Annotated in this window: 23 protein-coding genes; 6 read left to right on the top strand and 17 right to left on the bottom strand. The window is 65.1% G+C overall.

Features of this window, described 5'->3' with window-relative positions; translation table 11 throughout:
• Positions 1-28: 28 nt before the first annotated feature.
• From HHL08_RS17280 to dapA, 4 genes are all read right to left on the bottom strand, one after another.
• Positions 29-2,413 carry a hybrid sensor histidine kinase/response regulator gene (locus HHL08_RS17280; protein ID WP_206377946.1) on the bottom strand — a complete coding sequence of 795 codons (2,385 nt, stop codon included), beginning with the start codon at positions 2,411-2,413 and terminating at the stop codon, positions 29-31.
• Positions 2,414-2,480: 67 nt separating this feature from the next.
• Positions 2,481-3,074, bottom strand: a complete 594-nt coding sequence (locus tag HHL08_RS17275; protein WP_169574309.1) for a DUF2062 domain-containing protein — start codon at positions 3,072-3,074, stop codon at positions 2,481-2,483.
• Positions 3,071-3,553, bottom strand: coding sequence for an SsrA-binding protein SmpB (smpB, locus tag HHL08_RS17270; RefSeq protein ID WP_066599515.1), 483 nt, complete (start codon positions 3,551-3,553; stop codon positions 3,071-3,073). The genes HHL08_RS17275 and smpB overlap by 4 nt, the downstream gene beginning before the upstream one ends.
• 108 nt (positions 3,554-3,661) lie before the next feature.
• On the bottom strand, positions 3,662-4,540 hold the full coding sequence (gene dapA, locus HHL08_RS17265; protein ID WP_169574308.1) for a 4-hydroxy-tetrahydrodipicolinate synthase: 879 nt from the start codon (positions 4,538-4,540) through the stop codon (positions 3,662-3,664).
• 147 nt (positions 4,541-4,687) lie between these two features.
• Between dapA and HHL08_RS17260 the strand changes: the two genes are divergently transcribed.
• Together HHL08_RS17260 and HHL08_RS17255 are read left to right on the top strand one after the other, a co-directional pair.
• Positions 4,688-6,727, top strand: coding sequence for a lytic transglycosylase domain-containing protein (locus tag HHL08_RS17260; RefSeq protein ID WP_408021789.1), 2,040 nt, complete (start codon positions 4,688-4,690; stop codon positions 6,725-6,727).
• Positions 6,728-6,746: 19 nt separating this feature from the next.
• On the top strand, positions 6,747-7,232 hold the full coding sequence (locus HHL08_RS17255; protein ID WP_169574306.1) for a GreA/GreB family elongation factor: 486 nt from the start codon (positions 6,747-6,749) through the stop codon (positions 7,230-7,232).
• A gap of 286 nt (positions 7,233-7,518) precedes the next feature.
• On the opposite strand, the gene HHL08_RS17250 is transcribed toward HHL08_RS17255, so the two are convergent.
• A complete protein-coding gene (locus HHL08_RS17250) occupies positions 7,519-8,049 on the bottom strand; it encodes a LysR family transcriptional regulator (RefSeq protein ID WP_169574370.1) in 531 nt (176 codons plus the stop codon).
• A gap of 106 nt (positions 8,050-8,155) precedes the next feature.
• On the opposite strand from HHL08_RS17250, the gene bla reads away from it, so the two are divergent.
• Positions 8,156-9,049, top strand: coding sequence for a subclass B3 metallo-beta-lactamase (gene bla / locus HHL08_RS17245; protein WP_169574305.1), 894 nt, complete (start codon positions 8,156-8,158; stop codon positions 9,047-9,049).
• A gap of 114 nt (positions 9,050-9,163) precedes the next feature.
• Here bla and HHL08_RS17240 read toward each other — a convergent pair whose 3' ends face one another.
• The 4 genes from HHL08_RS17240 to aspS all read right to left on the bottom strand — a co-directional run bounded on the left by HHL08_RS17240 (position 9,164) and on the right by aspS (position 13,588).
• On the bottom strand, positions 9,164-9,349 hold the full coding sequence (locus tag HHL08_RS17240) for a hypothetical protein (RefSeq protein ID WP_088184162.1): 186 nt from the start codon (positions 9,347-9,349) through the stop codon (positions 9,164-9,166).
• Positions 9,350-9,443: 94 nt separating this feature from the next.
• A complete protein-coding gene (locus HHL08_RS17235) occupies positions 9,444-10,757 on the bottom strand; it encodes a methyl-accepting chemotaxis protein (RefSeq protein WP_169574304.1) in 1,314 nt (437 codons plus the stop codon).
• A 74-nt stretch (positions 10,758-10,831) separates the two neighbouring features.
• Positions 10,832-11,614: a polyphosphate kinase 2 family protein gene (locus HHL08_RS17230; RefSeq protein ID WP_169574303.1), complete on the bottom strand. Its 783-nt coding sequence runs from the start codon at positions 11,612-11,614 to the stop codon at positions 10,832-10,834.
• A 189-nt stretch (positions 11,615-11,803) separates the two neighbouring features.
• Positions 11,804-13,588, bottom strand: a complete 1,785-nt coding sequence (gene aspS, locus HHL08_RS17225) for an aspartate--tRNA ligase (protein WP_169574302.1) — start codon at positions 13,586-13,588, stop codon at positions 11,804-11,806.
• 126 nt (positions 13,589-13,714) lie between these two features.
• On the opposite strand from aspS, the gene rnd reads away from it, so the two are divergent.
• The 3 genes from rnd (at position 13,715) to HHL08_RS17210 (ending at position 15,688) form a co-directional block, all read left to right on the top strand.
• The gene (gene rnd, locus HHL08_RS17220) at positions 13,715-14,881 is read left to right on the top strand and encodes a ribonuclease D (protein WP_169574301.1); all 1,167 of its coding nucleotides are present in this window, start codon (positions 13,715-13,717) and stop codon (positions 14,879-14,881) included.
• A gap of 10 nt (positions 14,882-14,891) precedes the next feature.
• Positions 14,892-15,203, top strand: coding sequence for an I78 family peptidase inhibitor (locus tag HHL08_RS17215; RefSeq protein ID WP_235955104.1), 312 nt, complete (start codon positions 14,892-14,894; stop codon positions 15,201-15,203).
• A gap of 101 nt (positions 15,204-15,304) precedes the next feature.
• Positions 15,305-15,688 carry a DUF4440 domain-containing protein gene (locus HHL08_RS17210; protein WP_169574300.1) on the top strand — a complete coding sequence of 128 codons (384 nt, stop codon included), beginning with the start codon at positions 15,305-15,307 and terminating at the stop codon, positions 15,686-15,688.
• A gap of 102 nt (positions 15,689-15,790) precedes the next feature.
• Here HHL08_RS17210 and HHL08_RS17205 read toward each other — a convergent pair whose 3' ends face one another.
• From HHL08_RS17205 to ctaD, 8 genes are all read right to left on the bottom strand, one after another.
• On the bottom strand, positions 15,791-16,660 hold the full coding sequence (locus HHL08_RS17205; protein WP_169574299.1) for a class I SAM-dependent methyltransferase: 870 nt from the start codon (positions 16,658-16,660) through the stop codon (positions 15,791-15,793).
• A 5-nt stretch (positions 16,661-16,665) separates the two neighbouring features.
• On the bottom strand, positions 16,666-18,066 hold the full coding sequence (thrC, locus tag HHL08_RS17200; protein WP_169574298.1) for a threonine synthase: 1,401 nt from the start codon (positions 18,064-18,066) through the stop codon (positions 16,666-16,668).
• A 44-nt stretch (positions 18,067-18,110) separates the two neighbouring features.
• Positions 18,111-18,758 carry an SURF1 family protein gene (locus HHL08_RS17195; RefSeq protein WP_169574297.1) on the bottom strand — a complete coding sequence of 216 codons (648 nt, stop codon included), beginning with the start codon at positions 18,756-18,758 and terminating at the stop codon, positions 18,111-18,113.
• An 87-nt stretch (positions 18,759-18,845) separates the two neighbouring features.
• Positions 18,846-19,676, bottom strand: a complete 831-nt coding sequence (locus HHL08_RS17190; protein ID WP_169574296.1) for a cytochrome c oxidase subunit 3 — start codon at positions 19,674-19,676, stop codon at positions 18,846-18,848.
• Between the two features lie 42 nt (positions 19,677-19,718).
• Positions 19,719-20,294: a cytochrome c oxidase assembly protein gene (locus HHL08_RS17185; RefSeq protein WP_169574295.1), complete on the bottom strand. Its 576-nt coding sequence runs from the start codon at positions 20,292-20,294 to the stop codon at positions 19,719-19,721.
• Positions 20,294-20,422, bottom strand: coding sequence for a hypothetical protein (locus tag HHL08_RS25975; protein WP_268932726.1), 129 nt, complete (start codon positions 20,420-20,422; stop codon positions 20,294-20,296). The genes HHL08_RS17185 and HHL08_RS25975 overlap by 1 nt, the downstream gene beginning before the upstream one ends.
• Positions 20,419-21,327 (bottom strand): heme o synthase, encoded by a 909-nt coding sequence (locus tag HHL08_RS17180; RefSeq protein ID WP_169574294.1) that lies wholly within the window; start codon positions 21,325-21,327, stop codon positions 20,419-20,421. Before HHL08_RS17180 ends, HHL08_RS25975 begins: the two co-directional genes overlap by 4 nt.
• Positions 21,328-21,429: 102 nt before the next feature.
• Positions 21,430-23,112, bottom strand: coding sequence for a cytochrome c oxidase subunit I (ctaD, locus tag HHL08_RS17175; protein ID WP_169574293.1), 1,683 nt, complete (start codon positions 23,110-23,112; stop codon positions 21,430-21,432).
• Positions 23,113-23,129: the final 17 nt, after the last annotated feature.

Raw genomic sequence — 23,129 nt, 5'->3', positions numbered from 1 at the left:
AGCATATTCACCTTGATCCGGCGCAAGATCAGGGGGCGGGCGGCCGCATCGCCAGCGCGTCGCGCGCGGCCTCCGCCAGCTGGCTGACCGAGAAGGGCTTGGGCAGGAAAGCGACATTGGCGAGGTCGATCGATTTTCGCAGTTGCTCCTCGGCATAGCCCGACATGAACAGCACCGGCAGGTCGGGATAGGCGCGGCGGGCATGAGCGACCATGGCGGGGCCATCCATATTGGGCATGACGACGTCGGAAATGAGCAGGTCGATCTTTTCCGGGCCGTTCAGCACCTCCAGCCCCTGTTCGCCGTCATTGGCGGTCAGCACCTTATAGCCCTGCCGCGTCAGCGCGCGTTCTGCGACGGCGCGGACCATATCCTCGTCCTCCACCAACAGCACTGTGCCGGTGCCCCAGGTTTCGGGGCGGGGCGCGGGCGCCTTCACCGGCGCGGGCTGCTGGGCGTCGGCACCGGCATAGACCGGCAGGTAGATGACGAAGCTGGCACCGCGGCCCAGTTCGGATTCGGCGAAGATATAGCCGCCCGACTGTTTGACGATGCCATAGACGGTGGAGAGGCCCAGCCCCGTCCCCTTGCCCAGTTCCTTGGTGGTGAAAAAGGGTTCGAAGATCTTCGCAAGAATGTCGGGCGGGATGCCAAGGCCGCTGTCCGACACGCGCAGCGCGGTATAGTCGCCCACCGGCAATATCTGCTGGCGCATTTCGCGCACCTTGATCGCGGGCACGGCGTAGGTCTGGATGTTGACGGTACCGCCTTCAGGCATGGCGTCACGGGCGTTGACCGCCAGATTGACGATCACCTGCTCCAACTGGCCCGGATCGGCGCGGATCGCGCCCAGATTGCGGCCATGGGTCACGTCCAGCTTCACATTTTCGCCGAGCAGCCGTTTCAGCAGGTTGGACACGTCGGCGACGATGTCGGGCAATTGCAATATCTGCGGCCGCAACGTCTGCTGGCGCGAGAAGGCGAGCAGTTGGCGAGTCAGGCCCGCGGCGCGATTGCTGTTCGATTTGATCTGCTGGATATCGTCATAGTCGCTGTCGCCGGGCGTATGGCGCATCAGCATCAGGTCGCAATGGCCGATGATGGCGGTCAGGATATTGTTGAAATCATGCGCGACGCCGCCGGCCAACTGGCCGATCGCCTGCATCTTGGTCGCCTGCGCGACCTGACGCTTGAGCTTGCTCTCCTCGCTATTGTCCTTCAGGCTGAGCAGCACCGCCGCTTCGCCAAGACCCCGCACGCCCGCCAGGCTGAGCGCGATCGGATCGTCGGGGGTGTCGCGCATCCGTACCGCGATATCGCCTGACATTTGCGGTCCCACGGCGAAGCGGCGGACCGCGTCGGCGACCGCTGCCTGATCCTCTCGCACGACCAGATCGCCCGGATAGCTGGGCGTGTCCCCGGACTTCAGCCCTGCGACCCGCGCAAAGGCGTTGTTGAGGAACAGAACGCGCCCGTCGCGGTCGGCCATGGCGAGGCCGAAGGGCAGCAGCGACAACAGGGTTTCGATGTAGGAGAGCGCGGATGTGCCGCCGCCGCCCGCCGGCTCGTCGATCAGCAGCAGCAGCATCGGCCCGTCCTGCATCGACGCCTGCGACCCGTTGGGCTGGGCCGCGCGCTTCAGCGGCACCTGGAGCAGGCGTAGCGGCAGGCCGCCCTGCTCTTCCCGCGCCAGAAACAGCCGCCCCTTGTCGTCTACCCGCATATGGGCGGCGAAATCGCGCCCGACGATATTGGCGTCGATCCGCCCCGCCGCACGCAACAGGAAGGCACCATTAGCGGCGCGGATGCGCCCTTCCCCGCCGATCAGCACCGCCATGATGCCCGCTTCGCCCAGCTGGCGGCCCGCTTCCCCGGTCAGGAAGCGGTTGACGTCATCCAGCGCGCTGGGCTGACGCACGGGCGAGAAGCGCCAGAGCAGATAATCTTCCGACCGGCCGGTGCGTGCGACATCGACGTCGAGGCGCAAGGCACCCTGCGCCACACCCTCGTGCCTGGCCTCGCCATCGCGCCAGGCGGCGCGGGCGGCGGCGGAGAGGGCGTCGTTCAGGGCCGTGTCGGCGGTGACGGCGGGCGGGGTCGGGTAGCCGGGAAACCATTCGCCGAACAGGTCGCTGGCGCAGACCAGCCGCCCGGCGCGATCGGTGACGGCGATCGCCATGCTCGATGCGTCGGCAGCGGCGCGGGCGACGGTCCAATCAGGCGTAGCCTCCCGATCCGACACCAGCGCGGGATAGAGATGGCGATACCAGCTGAGCAGGGCGGCAGCGATCAGGATCGTCGCGGCGAAACCGGCGGCGAGCGGCCAACTGCCCACCGCATAAAGCACGAGCGCGGCGGAGGCCAAGGCGGCGAGGATCAGCAGCGGCAGCGCCAAGCGCGAGCGCGGCTGCATCAGCCAGGCCTCTTCACCTCTTTTCAACCCGACACCTCTGAACCGAACCTGCGAATGACGGCCAGCGTCAGACGCCGGCGGCCTTCTCCAATGCGCCGCTTTGATGGACCTTGCCAATCCTCAATTTACGCGCCTGCCATTTCCGGCCCATGCGGCGGCGCCAGAACCAGTCGGCGATGACATAGCCGATGACGGCGCTGGCGAGCGAGATCAGGAAGAGGCCGAGCAGCATGGCGGGTGCCGCTTCGGACAGGAGCCATGTGGTCCACTGGCTGATCGTGGCATGACCATCGACCAGCGCCATGAAGCCGGTCGCGTCCGCGCTGCGCCCCAGCATCCAGTTGCCCAGCCACACCGACGCCATCAGGATCAGCGGCGTGGTGGCGGGGTTGGAGAGGAAGGTCATCGCCGCGGCCACCGGAATATTGGCGCGGAAGGGCAACGCCAGCAGCGCGGCACCGGCGATCTGCACGCCGGGGATCAGCAGGAAGATGCCGACGAACAGGCCCAGCGCCACGCCGCGCGGCACCGACCGGCGGGTGAAGCGCCACAGCGAGGGTTCCAGCACGCGATGCGCGACCGGGGCCAGGACGCGGCTCTGTTCGAGCGATTCGCGGGTCGGGCAATTGGCATGCCACCAGCGGGTGAGGCGGCTCATCACCCCTTGTCCCGCATGATGCGCTGCTGGTCGCGCTTCCAGTCGCGGTCCTTGATCGTCTCGCGCTTGTCGTGGTTCTGCTTGCCCTTGGCCAGCGCCAGTTCGATCTTGGCGCGGCCAGTGCTGTTGAAATAGATCATCAGCGGCACCAGCGTCATGCCCTTGCGCGACACGGCGCTGTGCATCTTTTCGATCTCGCGTTCGTGCAGCAACAGCTTGCGGGGCCGCTTGGGCTCATGATTTTCGCGGTTGCCATGGCTATATTCGGGGATGTTGCTGTTCACCAGAAACACCTGGTTGCCCTTCACCTCGGCATAGCTTTCGGCGATATTGCCCTCGCCGCCGCGCAACGCCTTCACCTCGGTTCCTTGCAGGGCGATGCCCGCTTCGAACACGTCCTCGATGAAATAATCGAAGCGCGCGCGCCGGTTTTCGGCGACGATCTTCTTCTTGTCGAAGGTTGCGGGACGGGGGCGGGCCATGGTCTTTTCTATGCTTCCGTTCGTGTCTGGCCGGGGCTATGCGCCCCGCGCCCATATCCTATGGCATGCCTGCGCCCGGACTGGACAGGATATGGTGTCGATCGCGCCTTAAACCAGCCCGGCGATTTCCAGCGCACGATCGACCGCCGCCCGGCTCGATTCCGACGGCCAGGTGATCGGCAGGCGGACGTCGCTGGGCATGTCGGCGCGAACGCGCGTGAGCGCATATTTAACCGGGCCGGGTGAAGAATCGCTGAACAAGGCATCGTGCAGGGGATAGAGACGATCCTGCAACGCCAAGGCACCATCCCAATCATGCGCGGCGCAGGCCGCCTGGAAATCGGCGCACAGGCGCGGCGCGACATTGGCGGTGACGCTGATGCACCCCTTGCCGCCCATCGCGTTGAAGCCCAGCGCCGTTTCGTCATTGCCCGACAATTGGCAGAAATCCGGACCGCAGGCCAGGCGCTGCGCGGTGACCCGCCCCAGATTTCCGGTCGCGTCCTTGATCCCGACGATCGACTGATATTCCTCGGCCAGGCGATACATCACCGGCACGCCGATGTCGGTGATGGTGCGGCCCGGCACATTATAAAGGACGATCGGCAGGTCGCAGCGTTCGGCGAGATAGGCGAAATGCTGATAGACGCCATCCTGATTGGGCTTGTTGTAATAGGGCGCGACCACCAGCGCTGCGTTCGCGCCCGCGCCCTGCGCCGCATACATATGTTCCAGCGCGATTCGGGTGTCGTTGGACCCGCACCCGGCGATCACCGGCACGCGCCCTGCGGCCTGATCGACGCAGATGGCGATGACGCGATTATGCTCCTCGACCGTCATCGTGGCGCTTTCGCCGGTAGTGCCGCAGGGGACGAGCGCGCTCGATCCTTCTGCGATCTGCCAGTCGACCAGCGCGCGAAACGCCGCCTCATCGACCGACCCGTCGCGAAACGGGGTCACCAGAGCCGGAATCGAGCCGGAAAACATGATAAAACTCCTTCAATTCTCCGGGCGGCCGGGGCATGATCGGTCAAGCGGCGCGCTATAGCGCGTCATTCAGGGCCTGATAAGGATGCAATTGCGATTATGTCCAGCATGCGCGCCACCACCCATGTCGAAAGTTACCTGATCCGTATGCCCCTTATCGCCCTGTTGCTCATGACCGCCGGCGCCGGCGCGCAGACCGAAACGGTTCAGCGCGTACCGCCCGAATATCCCTCTCAGGGGCCGGTGGTTCAGCCGCTGCCCGCGCAAAGCAGCGGACCCAGCCCCTGGCAACAGGCGCAGGGCCGGATCGGCGTGGCGCAGGACGGCAGCATCGCCAGCACGATCAGCCAGTGGCGCGCCTTGCAATCGAGCGATGGCCTGGGCTTTTCCACCTATGCCAGCTTCATGGTCGCCAATCCCGGCTGGCCGGGCGAGGACCGGATGCGGCGGCTGGCGGAGACGGGGATCAACCCCGACAGCTTCGATCCGAACCAAGTGGCAGGCTTCTTCGCGCGCTTCCCGGCGCGCACAGCGACTGGCCATGCCCGTAACGCCGTGGCGCTGATGCAGCTCGGCCGGATGGACGAAGCGCGAATCGCCGCCCGCAACGCCTGGATCGGCGGATCGCTGAGCGTCACCGACGAGGCGCGGTTGCTGTCGCTGTTCGGCTCCACCCTGACGCCGGCCGATCACGACCAGCGCGCCGACGCGCTGCTGTGGGCCAATGACAGCAATGGCGCGGCGCGGATGATCGCCTATGCCAGCCCGGCGCGACGGCCGGTGTTCCAGGCGCGGATCGCGTTCCGGCGCAAGGCACCCGACGCTGCGATGCTGATGCAGGCGGCCGAGGCCATGGGCGGGAGCGATGCGGGCTTCGTCGCCGACAAAGCGGTGTGGCTGCGCGACAGCGGCAATTGGGTCGCGGCGCGGCAATATCTGGCGAACAGAAGCGCCGTCGCCTACCGCCCGAGCAACGCCGAGAAATTCTACGAAGTCCTGCTGGACCAGGCGCGCGGCGCGGCCAATGACAGCCAGTGGAGCTTCGCCTACGGCATCGCCAGCAAGATCGACGACGCCGTCCCGCCGGGCACCGACATCAGCGCGCAGGCGATCGGCGTGCGCGACGATTATACCAGCCTGGCCTGGCTGGCGGGCAGCACGGCCTTCTACAACCTCAATCGCCCGACCGACGCGGTAACGATGTTCCGCCGCTATGCCGATGCGGCCAAATCGCCCCAGACCAAGTCCAAGGGCTATTATTGGGCCGGGCGCGCCGCGTTGCAGTCCGGCGACGCGGCCACCGCCAACAGCTATTTTGCCCAAGCGGGCGTCTTCCCCGACCAGTTTTACGGGCAGTTGGCGCTGGAGCGGCTGGGTCGGCCCATCCCCGCCCCCGCCACGGTCGAGCGGCCGGTGCCGATTTCGGCGGCCGAGCGCGCGGCCTTCGACAATCGGTCGGTCGTGCGCGCGGTCCAGGCGCTGGGGCAGATGGGCTATTGGGAGGAGCAGAGCAAATTCGCCCGCGCCATCGCCAATAATGCCGACAGCGACACCGATCATTTCCTTGCAGCCGAACTGGCGCAGCGGATCGGCCGCCCCGACATGGGCGTGATGGTCGGCCGCCGCGCCGTGTCGAGTGGCCTGACCGGCTATGGCACCAGCGCTTTCCCGCGCGTGCCGGTGCCATCCGAAGCCCAATATAGCTGGACCATGATCCACGCCATCGCCCGGCAGGAAAGCCAGTTCGACAAGCAGATCGTCAGCCATGCCGGCGCACGCGGACTGATGCAGTTGATGCCCGGCACCGCGCGCGAGCAGGCGGGCAAGATGGGCATGGGCTACGCCCCCGCCTCGCTCAACGATCCCAGCTACAATATCATGCTGGGGTCGGGCTATTTCCAGCGGATGCTGGACTATTATGGCGGCAGCTATCCGCTGGCGGTGGCGGCCTATAATGCCGGTCCGGGCAATGTGAACAAATGGCTGCGCGCCAACGGCGACCCGCGGGTGCCCGGCGCTGACATGCTGCGCTGGATCGAGCAGATCCCGATTTTCGAGACACGCAACTATGTGCAGCGGGTGCTGGAAAATGCCGTGGTCTATGAGGCGATGAACCCGGAGCGGGCGAAGTTCCGCGGCACCAGCGCGGTGCTGAGCCGCTATCTGGGCAAGCAGACGCCGGGATGAAATTGCGCTACGGGGCGGCATGACCGTCCCCTATCCCAACTATATCTCGCCCGAAGGCTTCGCGAAGTTGCGGGCCGAATATGACCATCTGCTGGGCACCGAACGGCCGCGCATCGTGGAGGTGGTCAGTTGGGCCGCGGGCAATGGCGATCGCAGCGAGAATGGCGACTATCTTTATGGCCGCAAGCGGATGCGCGAGATCGATTTCCAGCTCAAGCGCCTGTCGAAGAAGATGAAGGACGCCAAGGTCGTGGATGCGCGCCAGCAACCCGACAAGAACCGGGTCTATTTCGGCGCGACCGTCACCATCGCCGACGAGGACGACAATCATCGCACCGTGACGATCGTCGGCAATGACGAGACGGATGTGGACGCGGGCCGGATCGGCTGGGGATCGCCCATATCGCGCGCGCTGCGCGGGGCGGCGGTGGGCGACCTGCGCCGGGTACTGCTCCTCGCGGGCGAAAAGGAATATGAGGTGATGGCGATCGCTTATCCGGTGTGATTTTGGTTCGCGCAGAGGACGCAGAGATTTTTGAGGGCCGCTGCATCGCTATGGTCAGCCGGAGGCCGCCCCAAAATCTCCGCGGCTCCGCGTGGACTGGGTTGCAGATTGAGACAGCGAGTTGAACAGTTGTGGCGATGTCGTGAATTTGGCGCATTGACGGAAGTAATCGACCTATTCATGACTGTGAAGCACGACTGAAGATCTGTTCCCCGGCGAAGGCCGGGGTCCAGTTCAAGCGTGAGACTGGACCCCGGCCTTCGCCGGGGAACGGCATATGGTCGGTTCAATCAAGGCTGGCGGCGGCGATAAGCCAGTGCCGGAAATCCGCCATCGCCGGACTGTCGGGGCGCGTCATCAGGCGGGTGAGCCAATAGCCGCCCAGATCGACGCAGGCGGCGAAGGGCTGGACCAGCCGACCGGCGCGCAGGTCCGCTTCGAACAGGTCGATATGGGGGCAGGCGCGCGCGAAATCCGCCAGCCGATCGAGCAGCCAGCCGCCTGCGAAGGTGCCGACCACGCCCAGGTTCAGCACCTCGCGGGCATAGCCGCCCTCGATCCGGCCCATTATTGCGCCGATCCGGTCGAGCGCGTCGCCCATCACCGGCAGCAGCGCGCGGCCTTCGTCCGTCAGCATCAGGCCGCGGGGCAGGCGACGGAAGAGCGGCGCGCCCAGCCGCGCCTCCAGCAACGCTACCTGCTGGCTGACCGCACCCTGGCTGACGCAGAGTTCTTGTGCCGCCTTTGTGAAGTTCAGATGGCGCGCCGACGCTTCGAAGGCGCGCAAGGCGTTCAGGGGCAATTGGGCGCGGTCCATGGCTATAGCCATAAGCCTGGCTCATGGCTCCGTCGAGAAATTATGTTTTGTCGTCCGGCACTTTCCCCAACAATCTGCGGCGTCGATGACAAAGGGAGACGATATCATGCGGACATGGACGGCCATCGGTATCAGTGTGGCTGGGATATGCCTGGGCGGTCCGGCCTGGGCGGCGGGTGAGGATGATCCGCTAACGCGGCCGATCGCGCCTGAATCCTCCAAGCGCTGGCTCGCGCCACAGGGGCCGGTGCGGCTCTATGGGAATAGCTATCTGGTTGGCTTTGGCGGGCTGAACGTCGCGCTGATCCGCACCAGCGCGGGACTGATCCTGATCGACGGCGCGGTGCCGCAGGCGGTGCGCGATGTCGAGGCGCATATCGCGGCGCTCGGCTTTTCGATCCGCGACGTGAAGCTGATCCTGTCCACCGAACCGCATTTCGACCATGCAGGCGGCATCGCCGCACTGGCGCGGGACAGCGGCGCGACCGTGATCGCCAGCGCGGCGGGGGCGGCGGTGCTGCGAACGGGCGGCGGCGACCCCGACGACCCGCAGGCGGCGTGGCTGGAGCGTTTCCCCGCCGTCGGCAAGCTGCGCGTGGCGCGCGATGGCGCGGCGATCCGGCTGGGGGACACCATCGTCACCGCCCATGCCACGCCCGGTCATACGCTGGGCAGCATGAGTTGGAACTGGAAAAGTTGCGAGGGCAAGGCCTGCCGGACGATCGTCTTCGGCGCCAGCCTCAATCCGGTCGCGGCCGATGGCTGGCGCTTTGTCGATCCGGCGCATGCGCCCTTCGTGGACGCCTTCCGCACCAGCTTTGCACGGGTGAAGGCGATGCGGTGCGACATGCTGATCCCGTCCCATCCGGCCGACGACCAGGCAGCCAGACTGGCGCGACTGCGCAAGGCGCGCACGCCCAACCCGTTCGTCGATCCGAACGCCTGCCGCGTCTATGCGCAGCGGGCGGAGGCGGCGCTGGCAAAGAAGCTGGCGGAATGAGCCTGCCGTTCGGTTCGGGCGGGTGGAGAAAGCTGTGCCTGGCGTTTCTCGACCCTTCGACGAAGTTCAGGACAGGCTTCGCTCGAAACGAACGGACGTTAAAGTCTTTACGCCCTATTCGTGCGGGCGTAGCGCCTGGTTGAGGCTGTCCAGCACGGCCCCGATCGGCTCAGTCACAGTGACGCTGCGGCCCTCGCTGAAGCGGATGCGTGTGCCGTCGCTGACCTGGGAGACGAAGGTGACCTGCGCGGGGTTGATCGCGGTCTGGGTGCGATCGGTGCCGACGAACATCACGAGCATGGCGTCCTCTCCTTTTTTGTGGCCGCATTTTGACAATGCGGCACCTTTGGAAAGCCAGCCTAGCGCCATTTGGCGCGGACGCCAGTAGGATTATTCAGGCGGCGCGGATGGCCGCGATAAAGCCGCCCGCGCGCTGCTCCAGCCGATGCGCTTCATCCGCCAGTCGATCGGCGACATCGCGCATCCCCCGCGCCGCCAGCACGCTGGCCTGGGCGTTGTCGCTGATCTGGCGCGCGCCGGTGCGGATGTGGGCGCTGGACGATCCCGCCTCCGCTACGCTGTCGGCTATCGTCCGGCTGAAGAGGCTTTGCCGTGCCACGGCTTCGAACACCGCCGCCGACAGCCGGTCGGCGCGGGCCATGGTGGCGTCCATATGGGCGTGGCCGGCCGCCACTTCGCCGATGGCGGCGCGGATATGGTCGATCCGCCCGGCGATGCCGGCCGCCGCGTCGCGGGTCTGCTGGGCGAGCGATTTGACTTCGCGCGCGACCACGGCAAAGCCCTGCCCCGCTTCCCCGGCGCGCGCCGCCTCTATGCCCGCGTTGAGCGCCAGCATGGCGGTGGAGCGGGCGATGCTGTCAATGAGGGCAATGACTTCGCCGATGCCATCCGCCTCGACCCGGAGCGCGGCGCTGCGCTCGACCCCGGATCGGCTGCGCGCCGCCGCCTCCGATATCGCCGCGCCCGCCGCCTGCGCCTCAGCCTCCATCGCCCGGAACAACTGGCTGAGGTCCGCGCCGCCCGACGCCAGGTCGGCCAGCCGCTCGGCCGTCTGCGCCGCAGCGACGGCCATCGCCGCAGAATCGGCCCCGTCGCCCGCGGCCCGCTCCGCCGCCTGCCCCGCCAGCGCCGACAGCCGCTCGGCCATCGCCGCCATGTCGGCGATCATCGTCGCGATATCCTGGCGGAAGGCTGCGCTTTCCTGGGTGATCTGTTCGACCCGTGCGCTTCGCGCCAGCGCCACCCGCGCGTCGCGATCGGCCGCCAGCCGTAGCAGTAGCCCGCCATCGAGCACGCCGCTATAGACGCCGCCGTCGGTGACGATCAGCCCGTCGCAGCCCGCCCCCTGGGCGGCGAACAGGTCGACCAGTATCTCGACGCTGGCGGTGCGATCGACGCTGGCGCAGGGACGGACATGATCGTCCAGCCGCCCGCCGAAACTGGGATTGCGCAGCAGGGCATGGCCGAAGGGGTTGAACAGGATGCGGCGCATGTCGCGCTCGTAAATCGCCCCCACCGGCCGGTCGCGCGCATCAAGCACCGGCAGCAGCCGCAGCCCCGAATCGCGCTGGAACCAGTCGACCGCTTCGCTGAGCGGCTGGCCCAGGCGCACGACCGCCGTCCGGTCAGCCAGGGGCAGATCGGGGACGAGGGACGGGTCGGGCATGGCGATGGGCGCTGCGAACATGGACAGCGGCTTAGACCGCGAATGGTAAATGCGCGGTTAGAATTTCATGACAATTTTGTTACAAGTTATTGTTTTTATTTAGATTTATAGCCGAACGCATCCTGTGCCAGCTTGATCACCGCGGGGTCTGCATCGGGGAAATCCATCGGCACCAGCTTTTCCAGCCGGTCCGCGACATAGGTCAGCGCCGCGATCCGGCCGGCCTTGCGGTGATTATTGTCGATCACCTGCCAGGGCGCGTGCTTGCTGTCGGTTTTCTTGAACATCGCATGCATGGCGTCGAGATAGTCCGCCCGCTTCGCGCGATTGCGATAATCGTCCGCGCCGGTCTTCCACCGCTTCCAGGGCGTATCGAGCCGCTGGGCGAGCTGCTCGTCCTGGGTTTCCTGCGTGATGTGGACGAACAATTTGACGAAATTGGTGCCGTTCTGCGCCAGCTGCTTTTCGAAGGCGTTGATTTCATCATAGCCGCGCCTCCAGTCGGCCTTGCTGCAAAAGCCCTCGACCCGTTCGACCAGCACGCGGCCGTACCAACTGCGGTCGAACAGGCCGATATTGTGGCTGGCGGGCAGGCGCGTCCAGAAACGCCAGAGAAAATGATGGTCGCGTTCTTCGTCCGTCGGCGCGGAAATCGGATGGACCTGATAATAGCGCGGGTCCCAGTCGGCGGTCATCCGCTTGATAATGCCGCCCTTGCCCGCGGCGTCCCAGCCCTCCAGCAGGATGACGCTGCGCTTGCCGTGCAGGATATGCGCGACCTGGATTTTGGCGAGACGCTGCTGGAGGGCAGCCAAGTCGGCGTCGTAATCGCCCTTATATTTCCCGCCCTGTTCGTAATCGGCAAGGTCGATGGTCATGGGGGCGCTTCCTATGCTGTTGCTATGGCAGGCAACGCTTTGGAGCGGGAAAAGTCAAATTTGGCCGCATGATGGTGGCGACAGGAAGACGGAAAAGAGGATTCGCGCAGAGGCGCAGAGAGGACAGAGAAAAATCTCGGCGTCCTCTGTGCCTGTGCGCGAACAATGTCTTCCGACGCTGGTGGAGGATCACCCCTTCGCCTGCGGCTCCACGACGCGGACATGGAGTTCGCGCAGTTGCTTGAATTCGGCGGCGCTGGGGGCGCCCATCAGCAGGTCTTCGGCGCGCTGGTTCATCGGAAACAGCGTGATTTCGCGCAGATTCTGCGCGCCGCACAGCAGCATCACGATGCGGTCGACGCCAGCGGCCATGCCGCCATGGGGCGGCGCGCCGTACTGGAAGGCGCGGTAGAGGCCGCCGAAGCGGTCTTCCACATCCTGTTGGCTGAGGCCCACCAGTTCGAACGCCTTGACCATCAGTTCGGGCGACTGGTTGCGGATCGATCCCGACGCGATCTCGAAGCCGTTGCAGACCATGTCATACTGGTAAGCGTTGATCGTCAGCGGGTCTTGATTGTTGAGCGCGTCGAGGCCACCCTGCGGCATCGAGAAGGGGTTGTGCGCGAAGTCGACCGACTTGGTGTCTTCGTCATATTCGTAGAAGGGGAAGTCCACGATCCAGCACAGGTCGAAGCGATCCTTGTCGATCAGGTCCAGCGTTTCGCCGACGCGGGTGCGGGCCAGGCCCGCCAGCTTGGCCGCCTGCGATTCCTTGCCCGCGGCGAAGAACACGCCGTCATTGGGGCCAAGGCCGAGCGCTGCGATCAGCCTGGCGGTCGCTTCCTCGCCATGGTTCTTGGCGATCGGGCCGCCGGGGACGCCATCCTTGATGTTGATATAGCCCAGGCCCGAATAGCCTTCGCCGCGCGCCCAATTGTTCATTTCGTCGAAGAATTTGCGGCTGCCAGCGCCCGCGCCCGGCGCGGGGATGGCGCGGATCACGCTGCCGCTGTCCACCAGGCTCGCGAAGATGCCGAAGCCCGACCCCACGAAATGGTCGGTGACGTCGGTGATGAGGATCGGATTGCGCAGGTCGGGCTTGTCGCTGCCGTACTTGAGCAGCGCTTCGGCGTGCGGGATGCGCGGGAAGCTGCCCGACGGGGTCACCGGCTTGCCGTCGGCGAATTGTTCGAACACTTGAGCGATCACCGGCTCCATCGTGTTCCAGACGTCTTCCTGGGTGACGAAGCTCATTTCGAGGTCAAGCTGATAGAATTCGCCCGGCAGGCGATCGGCGCGCGGGTCTTCGTCGCGGAAGCAGGGGGCGATCTGGAAATAGCGGTCGAAGCCCGCGACCATCAGCAACTGCTTATATTGCTGCGGCGCCTGCGGCAGGGCGTAGAATTTGCCGGCATGGATGCGGCTGGGCACCAGGAAGTCGCGCGCGCCTTCCGGGCTGGACGCGGTCAGGATCGGCGTGGAATATTCGGTGAAGCCGATCCCTTCCATGCGGCGGCGCATGTCGGAGATGATCCTGGTGCGCTTGACGATGTTGGCGTGCAGCGTTTCGCGGCGCAGGTCGAGGAAGCGATAGCGCAGGCGGATGTCTTCGGGATATTCCTGCTCGCCCGCGACCGGCAGCGGCAATTCGGCGGCGGTCGAGAGGACCGTCACGCTTTCGGCCACGATTTCGATCTCGCCGGTCGCCATGCGCGGGTTGATGGCTTCGGCGGCGCGGGCGACCACCTTGCCCTCGATCGTCACCACGGATTCGAGACGGAGCGATTCCAGCGTGCGCAGCGGATCGCTGTCCGCCTTCGCCACGATCTGGGTAATGCCATAATGATCGCGCAGATCGACGAACAACACGCCGCCATGATCGCGCTTGCGATGCACCCAGCCGGACACCCGCACATCATTGCCGACATCGGCTGTGGTCAGGGCGCCGCAGGTGTGGGTGCGATAGGCGTGCATGGCGTTTGCGTCTTTCAGTCGTGTTTACGGATATGACAAACTGTTGCAGTCCCGCTATGGCCAGTCCTGTCAAACATTGACCAGTCCGCCGGACGCGGGCCAGCCCATAATAAGATCGAAGACCATATGCAAATTCATCCGCTGATTACCGACAGCAAGACGCTTTCCGATTTCTGCGCCCGCATCGCCAAATCGCCCTATATCGCCGTCGATACCGAGTTCATGCGGGAAAACAGCTATTGGCCCGAACTGTGCCTGGTGCAGGTCGCCGACCCCCATGAGGCCGCCGCGATCGATCCCAAGGCGCCGGGCATCGACCTGAAGCCCCTGCTCGACCTGATGTGCGAGAATGAGGATGTGCTGAAGGTCTTCCATGCCGGCGGGCAGGATATCGAGATCGTCCACAATCTGACCGGCAAGACGCCGCACCCGATGTTCGACACACAGATCGCGGCGATGGCGCTGGGGCTTGGCGAGCAGATCGGGTACGGCAATCTGGTCGATGCGTGGATGGGCGTGGTGCTGGACAAGGGCGCGCGCTTTACCGATTGGGCGCGCCGGCCGCTGGACAAGCGGCAGATCGACTATGCGATCGGCGACGTCACCTATCTGATCCAGATATTCCCCAAGATGCTGGAGGAGTTGCGCAAGACCGGGCGCGGTGACTGGCTGGACCAGGAAATGGAGCGGATCAGCGACCCGTCCCATTATGAAAACGACCCGCAGCAGGCGTGGCAGCGTGTGCGAATCGCCAGCAAGAAGGCGGATGTGCTGGGGCGGCTCAAGGCACTGGCCGCCTGGCGCGAGATCGAGGCGCAGGACAAGAACCTGCCGCGCGGGCGGATCGTGAAGGACGAGACGCTGGCCGACATCGCCAGCCACCCGCCGCGCACGCAGGAGGATCTGGCCAAGGTGCGCGGGTTGAGCGCGGCCTGGCGCAGCAATGACATCGGCGCGCGGCTGATGGGCGCGCTGGCCAAGCACCAGCCGCTCGACAAGGACGAGATGCCCGAGCGCGATCCCAAGCGACCGGGGCTGGGCAAGGATGGGGCACTGGTCGCCGACCTGCTCAAGCTGCTGCTCAAAATCCGGTCGCGCGACATCAATGTCGCGTCGCGGCTGATCGCGCGGACGGACGATATCGACGCGCTGGCCGCGGGCGTGCGCGACGGCCTCTCCATATTGGAGGGCTGGCGTTATGAACAATTTGGCCGCGATGCCGTTGATCTGGTCGAAGGGCGCATGGCCTTTGCGGTCAAAAATGGCCGGTTGAAGATGACGCGCACGGAATAGGAGAGCGGCGATGGAGCGGGCTGGGCGGATGGTGATTGCGAGCCTGATGGCTCTGTCCCTGGCCGCCTGCGCCGGGGCGAACGGGCCGGGACAAGGCACCCCGCCCGCCAGCGCCGAAGGACCATGCCGCAATGACGGCCTGGAAAGTTTCGTCGGGCAGAAGGCGAGCGCCGAGGTAGGCGCGGCCTTGCTCAAGGCGTCGGGCGCGAAGACATTGCGCTGGGGCGGGCCGGGCATGGCGATGACGATGGATTTTCGGCCTGATCGGCTGACGGTCAGCTATGACGCGGCGATGGCGATTACGTCCGCGCGGTGCGGGTGAGCAAACCCCGTTCGCTTCGAGCGCAGTCGAGAAGCGGATAGCACAGCGCGAGCGTTTCTCGACTGCGCTCGAAACGAACGGATCGAAAGTTTTTTCTGGAGATGACCGCCACCGCCGACCTTGCCATTCGTCTGCGCCGCGCCGCGTTCAACCGCGCGCTCGCCGACGCGGATTTAGCCGCCATCGGGCCGCTGCTGGCGATGGATGTCGTGATGGTCACGGGCACTGACAGTGCCGTCATTGCCGGGCGCAAGGCGCAAATAATGGCGTGGAAGCGCGAGTTCGCTGCCAAGGCGCGCATGATCTATACCCGGACGCCCGAAAGGATCGTCGCGTCGCCGGTGGAGCCGATCGCGATGGAGCATGGCGTCTGGCAGGGTGTCGTGGATGGCGTTCGCCAAGCGTCCGGCAGTTATAGCGCCAAATGGCGTGAGATAGGCGGCGATTGGGTGATCGAGGCTGAGATCTACGTCACGCTGGGATAGACGTTCCCCGGCGTAGGCCGGGGTCCAGTTCAGAGCGTGGGACTGGACCCCGGCCTGCGCCGGGGAACAGCGACGGTCCTCATCCGGCCGCCCTAAAACTGCCTACCGCTTCCAGCGTGCCCAGATTGCCGTAGGCAGGGCAATGCCGCGTGCTTCTTCCCGCACCGCCAGTTCGCCCGCCTCGACGGTGCCCGGCAGGTCGGCGAACGCCTGGCGCAGCAATTCGCCGATCGCCAGCGCCGACATGCGCACGGCATAGACGGTCAGGAACAGGAACCGGCTGTCCGCGTCAAGCAGCGCGCGGCAATTGGCGATGAGGGCGGGCAGGTCTTCCTCCAGCCGCCAGACTTCGCCATCGGGACCGCGGCCATATTTGGGCGGGTCGAGCAATATGCCGTCATAGCGGCGGTTGCGGCGCACTTCGCGGGCGACGAATTTGGCGGCGTCTTCCACGATCCAGCGAATGGGCTTGTCCGCCATGCCCGACAGGTCGGCATTGGCGCGGGCCTGCGCCACCGATTTCTTCGACGCATCGACATGGACCATGCGCGCGCCGCCCGCCGACAGCGCCAGCGTGCCGACGCCGGTATAGCCGAACAGGTTCATGACCTCAGCGTCCGGCTTGTCGGCATAGGTGGCGCGCAGATCGTCCCAGATCGGCGCCATGTCGGGGAAGAAGCCGAGATGGCGGAAGGGCGTGCAACTCGACCGGAAGGTGACTTCGCGCCAGTGCAGCGGCCAGCCCTCCGCCGGGACCGGCTTTTCATAATACCAGCGACCGCCGCCATCCTCGTCCGATCCGGGGATAAATTCGCCGTCGGCTTTCCAGTCGGTCGTCGCGGGCTTCCACATCGCCTGCGGTTCCGGGCGGATGAAGCGAAAACGGCCATAGCGTTCCAGCTTCCGCCCGTCACCCGAATCGAGCAGGCCGTAATCGGACCAGGGTTCGCCGATCAGGGTTTTCAGTTCCACTTGGCTTACCCGCGCGGCGTCGCGCGTTCGGCGATGTAGGCGGTGACCGCTTCGAACGTGCCGGGCAGCTTCACATAGCTTTCCTCGCGGGCGAACAGGTCGCCCATGCGCGCCGGGAGCGGGGGGCGGGTGCCGGTGGCGCGCTCGACCGCATCACGGAACTTGGCCGGATGGGCGGTCGCCAGCGTGACCACCGGGATGGACGGATCGATGCTGGCTTCGCGCGCCGCCGCCAGCCCGATCGCGCTATGCGGGTCGAGGATCTGGCCAGCGCCGTCATAGGCCCAGCGCATCGCGGTCGTCATGCCGTCGGCATCGACGCGCGCGGAGCTGAACAGATGCGCCGCGCCCTCGCGCTGGGCGTTGGTCAGGCGCATAGCCTTGCTGGTTTCGAAGCCGCGCATCTGGTCGGCCAGCGCCAGACCGTCGCGGCCGCCCGCGTCGAACAGCAGCCGCTCGAAATTGGAGCTGACCTGGATGTCCATGCTGGGGGTGGCGGTCGGCACGACCTGGCCCTGGCTGTAATCGCCATCGGACAGGGCGCGGTGCAGGATGTCGTTGACGTTGGTCGCGACGATCAGCTTGGCGACCGGCAGGCCCATCTTGGCCGCGACATAGCCGGCGAACACGTCCCCGAAATTGCCGGTGGGGACGGAGAAGGCGACTTCGCGTTCCGGCGCGCCCAGGCGCACGGCGGCGTAGAAATAATAGACGATTTGCGCCATCAGCCGCGCCCAGTTGATGCTGTTCACCGCCGACAGGTTGAAGCGGCCCTTGAACGCCGCATCGTTGAACATCGCCTTCACCAGCGCCTGCGCATCGTCGAAACTGCCGTCGATCGCGATATTGTAGACATTGGGGGCCAGCACGGTCGTCATCTGGCGCCGCTGCACGTCCGACACGCGGCCTTCGGGATGGAGCATGAAGATGTCGATCTTCTCACGCCCCGCCACCGCATCGATCGCCGCCGACCCGGTGTCGCCCGACGTCGCGCCGACGATGGTCAGGTGATCGTCGCGGCGCGAGAGGAAGCGTTCGAACAGCTGGCCGAGCAGCTGGAGCGCGACGTCCTTGAAGGCGAGCGTGGGGCCGTGGAACAGTTCGAGCAGCCAGTGCTGATGGTCGAGCTGGACCAGCGGGGTCACGGCCTGATGGCTGAAGCGGCCATAAGCGGCGACGCACAGGTCGCGCAGTTCGTCCTCGCTGAGCGACCCCGCAACGAAGGGCGCCATCACCCGGACGGCGGTTTCGACATAGGAGAGGCCGGCAAGGCCGCGAATCTGATCGGTCGAAAAGGCGGGCCAGCTGGTCGGCAGATACAGGCCGCCGTCGGACGCGAGTCCCGCCAGCGTGACGTCTTCGAAACCGAGCGCGGGCGCGCTTCCCCTGGTGCTTTGATATTGCATAATGGGAAAGCGCGGTAACGACCCGCGCGCTGCGGAGCAAGCCTTTAGGAGGGTTTCGGCCCGTTCCGGCGGCGCAGCGCCAATATGTAGATGATGACCGCCACGCCAGCGAAGAAGAACCATTGCACCGCATAAGCCAGATGGTTGTTAGGCACGTCGGCGGCGCTGGGCGGCGCGGCGGCCTTGAGGCCCGGAGGCGCTTCCCGCGCGATCAGCATCGGCCGCAGGGGCGTCACTTTGCCACCGATGCGCGACAGCAGCGCGCGATGGTCCGGTTCCTCCGAAATCCACCCTGATATCTGGCCGCCGGTCCAGTTCGGCTTGTCGTCGGGCTTCTGCCCCACGCCGACCGCCACCAGCGCGCCAGGCCCCTCCGCCCCGGTCGAACATTGCGCAATGTGGCGATAGCCGGTCGTTCCATCCGCCGCGCGCCCCGCCTCTATCTGCCAGCCGATCACGCGCAGGCAATGGACGGAGGAGGGACGGAACAGGATGTCGGGCGCGACGGGCGGCAGGGCCGGGAACGCCACGGCGGGAAGACCCGGATTGGCGGCGGCCAGCGCCAACGCCTGTTCCTTTTCCGCGCGGCGCTGGAACTGCCAGATACCTAGGCCGATCATCGTCAGCACCGCCAGTGCGACGATAATGGTAGGGATGATGGGGATGCGGGCAGGGCGAGGCTGATCGGTCATGACACGTCCTTGATAGCGGTCGAAGAGCCAAAAGAAAACGGCCGGAGCATCGCTCCGGCCGTCTTGTCGTCAGTGACTGACGGTCGTTCAGCCGCCGTGGATCGGCGCGCCCCAGCCGCCCCAGACATAAATGGCGACGAAAAGGAACAGCCACACCACGTCCACGAAATGCCAGTACCAGGCAGCCGCTTCAAAACCGAAATGCTGGCGCGGGGTGAAGTGGCCCTTATAGGCGCGGACCAGGTTGACGGTCAGGAAGATGGTGCCGACCAAAACGTGGAAGCCATGGAAGCCGGTCGCCATGTAGAAGGCCGAGCTATAGGGATTGCCGCCGAAATCGAACGGCGCGTGCATATATTCATAGGCCTGCACGCATGAGAAGACCGCGCCCAGGATGATGGTGCACCACAGACCCTTGATCATGCCGTCGCGGTCACCGTGGATCAGCGCATGGTGCGACCAGGTGATCGTCGTGCCCGAACAGAGCAGGATCAGCGTGTTGAGCAGCGGCAGTTCGAACGCATTCATGACCTCCACGCCCTTGGACGGGAACAGCCCTTCGATCGGCGCGAGCGGGCTGGGGAAGAGCGAGAAGTCGAAAAAGGCCCAGAACCAGCCGACGAAGAACATGACTTCGGACGCGATGAACAGGATCATGCCGTAACGCAGATGCAACTGCACCACCGGCGTATGGTCGCCGGCATGGGCTTCGGTGATCACATTGGCCCACCAACTGTAGAAGGTGAACAGCAGGCCGGCCATGCCGAGCAGGAAGACCCAGCCGCCGCCGGCCGGCAGCGCGTCGGGATGCATCCACATGATCGCGCCAAACGCCATGACCAGCGAAGACATGGAGCCGAAGAGCGGCCAGATGCTGGGCGGAAGGATATGATAATCGTGGTTCTTGGCGCCTGCCATCGTCTCTTCCCTGTTCGCGGTTCGCGTTATCTGATGCTTGCCTTAGCTTGGCTTCTTGTCCTGCTCAACAGGGTAGAAGGTATAGCTCAAGGTAATTTGCTGCGTGTCCTTGTTGTCGCTGTCCTGCAAAATCTTGGGATCGACAAAATAGAGCACCGGCATGCGGACTTCCTGGCCGGGCTGTAGCGTTTGCTGGGTGAAGCAGAAACACTGGATCTTGGTGAAATAGGCGCCCGCCTGGGTCGGCGTGACGTTGAAGCTGGCCGTGCCGGTCACCGGCTTGTCCGACATGTTCTTGGCGATGAAGATCGCCATGTCCTTGCGCCCGATCGTGACCGTATCGGTCCGATGTTCGGGATAGAATTGCCACGGCATGCCGGGCTGGACGTTGGAATCAAAACGGATCGACATGGTGTGGCCGGTCGCCTGCCGCACTTGCACATTGGGGTCAGCGCGCATGGTCGTGCCGCCAAAGCCGGTCTGTTCGCAGAAGATGCGGTAGAGCGGGACCGAGGCGAAGCCCAGCCCCAGCATCGCCAGGCCCACGGTCGCCATGGCAACCAGCGTCCGCAGGTTGCGGCGACCTAGATCGAACGGGGACGGCGGCAGGCTGGCCATCAGTTGCCGCCCATCTTGGCGATGGTGATGCCGTAGAAGAGCAGCACGAGTGCGCCCAGCAGCAGGCCCATCACCAGCGCGCGGGACTTCTGCCGCGCCCGGACCTTCTCATTCTCGTCCGGCGTCATGCGAGCACCCAGCGGTCGACGACCACCGCCCCGAACAGCAGGAAGAGATACAGGATCGAATATTTGAACAAGCGCCGTTCGGGCTGCATCCGCGTTGGATCGCTTTCGCGGCGGCGATAGACCTGGAAGGCGAAGAAGGCGAAGAGAGCGGTGCCCAGCAGCGCGGTGACGCCATAGACGAGGCCGGTCAGTTGCAGCAGCACGGGCGCCATCGCGGCGACCGCCATGATCGCGGTATAGGCCCAGATCTGACGGCGGGTGACGACCTCGCCCGATACGACGGGGAGCATCGGGATGCCGGCGGCGGCGTAATCGGTCTTCACGAACAGAGCGAGCGCCCAGAAATGGGGCGGCGTCCAGAAGAAGATCAGCATGAACAGGGCGACCGGCAGCGCGCTGATGTCGCCCGTCACCGCGGCCCAGCCGATCACCGGGGGGAATGCGCCGGCCGCGCCGCCGATGACGATATTCTGCGCCGTCCGGGGCTTTAGCCAGATGGTGTAAATGAAGACGTAGAAGAGGATCGAGACGGCCAGCACCAGAGCGGCGAGCCAGTTGGTCGCCATGCCCAGCAGGATCACCGAAAAGAAGGAGAGGCCCACGCCGAAATGCAGCGCCGATTGCCGGTCCATGCGGCCCGCGGGCAGCGGGCGGTTGGCGGTGCGCTTCATCTTCGCGTCGATGTCGGCTTCATACCATTGGTTGAGCGCCGCGGCGGCCCCCGCGCCGATGGCGATGCACAATATCGCGGTGAAGGCGAGGATCGGGTGGATATGCCCCGGCGCCACGAGCAGGCCGCACAGGCCTGTGAACACGACCAGCGTCATCACGCGCGGCTTGGTCAGCGCGACGAAATCGCGCCAGTGGGCGGGAAGAAGGGCTTCGTCGAAAGTCACGCTTGTCATGTCATGTTCCGGCTCCGTCGCGATCCATCACGGCGCACGGAGCAAAATGCCACCGGGGCGAACCCGAACGGTCCGCCCCGGCTTTGTCAGTCAATCATGCCATCAATGATGGCCATTGTCGTCGATCACCGGCAGGGTTTCGAACTGGTGATAGGGCGGCGGGCTGGACAAGGTCCATTCCAGCGTCGTCGCGCCTTCGCCCCAGGGATTGCCGACCGCCTTCTTGCCGGCCGCGAGCGACCAGATCAGGTTCACGAAGAAGATCAGCATGCCGACGGCCATGATCTCATATCCATGGCTGGCCAATTCGTTCCACTTTTCGAACGCCGCCGGATAGTCGGGATAGCGACGCGGCATGCCCGACAGGCCCAGGAAGTGCATCGGGAAGAACAGGAGGTTCACGCCGACGAAGAACACCCAGAAGTGCAGATGGCCGAGAAACTCGTTGTACATCTTGCCCGACATTTTCGGGAACCAGTAATAGAAGCCCGCGAACAGGCCGAACACCGCGCCCAGCGACAGGACATAGTGGAAATGCGCGACGACATAATAGGTGTCGTGCAGCACGTCGTCGACGCCGCCATTGGCCAGCACGACGCCGGTGACGCCGCCCACGGTGAAGAGGAAGATGAAGCCCAGCGCCCACATCATCGGCGTTTTATAGGTCATGGAACCGCCCCACATGGTCGCGATCCACGAGAAGATCTTGATGCCCGTGGGGACGGCGATGACCATCGTTGCGGCGGTGAAATACATCTTCACGTTCACCGACATGCCAGTGGTGAACATGTGGTGCGCCCACACGACGAAGCCGACCACGCCGATCGCGACCATGGCATAGGCCATGCCGAGATAGCCGAAGACCGGCTTGCGGCTGAAGGTGGAGATGATCTGGCTGACGATGCCGAAGCCGGGCAAGATCATGATATAGACTTCGGGGTGGCCGAAGAACCAGAAGAGATGCTGGTAGAGTTCAGGATCGCCGCCACCGGCCGCATCGTAGAAGGTGGTGCCGAAGTTACGATCGGTCAGCAACATGGTGATCGCGGCGGCCAGGACCGGGAGGGCCAGCAGCAGCAGGAAGGCGGTGACCAGCACCGACCAGACGAACAGCGGCATCTTGTGCAGGGTCATGCCCGGCGCACGCATGTTGAGGATAGTGGTGATGAAGTTGATCGCGCCCAGGATCGAGCTGGCGCCTGCAAGGTGCAGGCCAAGGATCGCCATGTCGACGGCCGGACCCGCAGATCCGCTGGTCGAGAGCGGCGCATAGACCGTCCAGCCAGTGCCCGCACCATTGCCAGTGCCGCCGGGAACGAAGGTTGAGCCGAGCAGCAGGGCGAAGGCGGGGATGAGCAGCCAGAAGCTGACATTGTTCATCCGTGGGAAGGCCATGTCCGGCGCGCCGATCATGATCGGAACGAACCAGTTGCCGAAACCGCCGATCATCGCCGGCATCACCATGAAGAAGACCATGATGAGGCCGTGGGCGGTGATCAGCACGTTCCACAGGTGATAGGCCTGGTCCATGGTTGCTGCCGGGCCGTCCATCATCATGGCCCATGTGTGTAGATACTGGATGCCCGGATGCGCGAGTTCGGCGCGCATCAGGCCAGAGATACCGCCACCGATGATGCCCGCGACGATCGCGAAGATCAGGTAGAGGGTGCCGATGTCCTTGTGGTTGGTGGACATGAACCAGCGCTGGAAAAAGGCTGGCTTGTGATCGGCGTCGTGATGATCGTGGGCGTGGTCGCCGTAATGATCTGCGGTGATGGTGGTCATGGCGTGTCGGCCTTTAC

Origin of the sequence: Sphingobium psychrophilum (assembly GCF_012927105.1) — a bacterium.
GTDB lineage: Bacteria > Pseudomonadota > Alphaproteobacteria > Sphingomonadales > Sphingomonadaceae > Sphingobium > Sphingobium psychrophilum.
The sequence above is the reverse complement of the archived record's forward strand: the minus strand, read 5'-3'. Positions and strand labels throughout refer to the sequence as shown.

Excerpts from the sequence above, each read along its gene's own strand:
- HHL08_RS17260 (WP_408021789.1), top strand. The coding sequence starts at position 4,688 with ATGCCCCTTATCGCCCTGTTGCTCATGACCGCCGGCGCCGGCGCGCAG.
- HHL08_RS17185 (WP_169574295.1), bottom strand. The coding sequence starts at position 20,294 with ATGGCCAGCCTGCCGCCGTCCCCGTTCGATCTAGGTCGCCGCAACCTG.
- HHL08_RS17255 (WP_169574306.1), top strand. The coding sequence starts at position 6,747 with ATGACCGTCCCCTATCCCAACTATATCTCGCCCGAAGGCTTCGCGAAG.
- aspS (WP_169574302.1), bottom strand. The coding sequence starts at position 13,588 with ATGCACGCCTATCGCACCCACACCTGCGGCGCCCTGACCACAGCCGAT.
- rnd (WP_169574301.1), top strand. The coding sequence starts at position 13,715 with ATGCAAATTCATCCGCTGATTACCGACAGCAAGACGCTTTCCGATTTC.
- HHL08_RS17240 (WP_088184162.1), bottom strand. The coding sequence starts at position 9,349 with ATGCTCGTGATGTTCGTCGGCACCGATCGCACCCAGACCGCGATCAAC.
- HHL08_RS17215 (WP_235955104.1), top strand. The coding sequence starts at position 14,892 with ATGGAGCGGGCTGGGCGGATGGTGATTGCGAGCCTGATGGCTCTGTCC.
- HHL08_RS17235 (WP_169574304.1), bottom strand. The coding sequence starts at position 10,757 with ATGTTCGCAGCGCCCATCGCCATGCCCGACCCGTCCCTCGTCCCCGAT.
- bla (WP_169574305.1), top strand. The coding sequence starts at position 8,156 with ATGCGGACATGGACGGCCATCGGTATCAGTGTGGCTGGGATATGCCTG.
- HHL08_RS17230 (WP_169574303.1), bottom strand. The coding sequence starts at position 11,614 with ATGACCATCGACCTTGCCGATTACGAACAGGGCGGGAAATATAAGGGC.
- HHL08_RS17180 (WP_169574294.1), bottom strand. The coding sequence starts at position 21,327 with ATGACAAGCGTGACTTTCGACGAAGCCCTTCTTCCCGCCCACTGGCGC.
- HHL08_RS17190 (WP_169574296.1), bottom strand. The coding sequence starts at position 19,676 with ATGGCAGGCGCCAAGAACCACGATTATCATATCCTTCCGCCCAGCATC.
- thrC (WP_169574298.1), bottom strand. The coding sequence starts at position 18,066 with ATGCAATATCAAAGCACCAGGGGAAGCGCGCCCGCGCTCGGTTTCGAA.
- HHL08_RS17195 (WP_169574297.1), bottom strand. The coding sequence starts at position 18,758 with ATGACCGATCAGCCTCGCCCTGCCCGCATCCCCATCATCCCTACCATT.
- dapA (WP_169574308.1), bottom strand. The coding sequence starts at position 4,540 with ATGTTTTCCGGCTCGATTCCGGCTCTGGTGACCCCGTTTCGCGACGGG.
- ctaD (WP_169574293.1), bottom strand. The coding sequence starts at position 23,112 with ATGACCACCATCACCGCAGATCATTACGGCGACCACGCCCACGATCAT.
- HHL08_RS17210 (WP_169574300.1), top strand. The coding sequence starts at position 15,305 with ATGACCGCCACCGCCGACCTTGCCATTCGTCTGCGCCGCGCCGCGTTC.
- smpB (WP_066599515.1), bottom strand. The coding sequence starts at position 3,553 with ATGGCCCGCCCCCGTCCCGCAACCTTCGACAAGAAGAAGATCGTCGCC.
- HHL08_RS17280 (WP_206377946.1), bottom strand. The coding sequence starts at position 2,413 with ATGCAGCCGCGCTCGCGCTTGGCGCTGCCGCTGCTGATCCTCGCCGCC.
- HHL08_RS25975 (WP_268932726.1), bottom strand. The coding sequence starts at position 20,422 with ATGACGCCGGACGAGAATGAGAAGGTCCGGGCGCGGCAGAAGTCCCGC.
- HHL08_RS17250 (WP_169574370.1), bottom strand. The coding sequence starts at position 8,049 with ATGGACCGCGCCCAATTGCCCCTGAACGCCTTGCGCGCCTTCGAAGCG.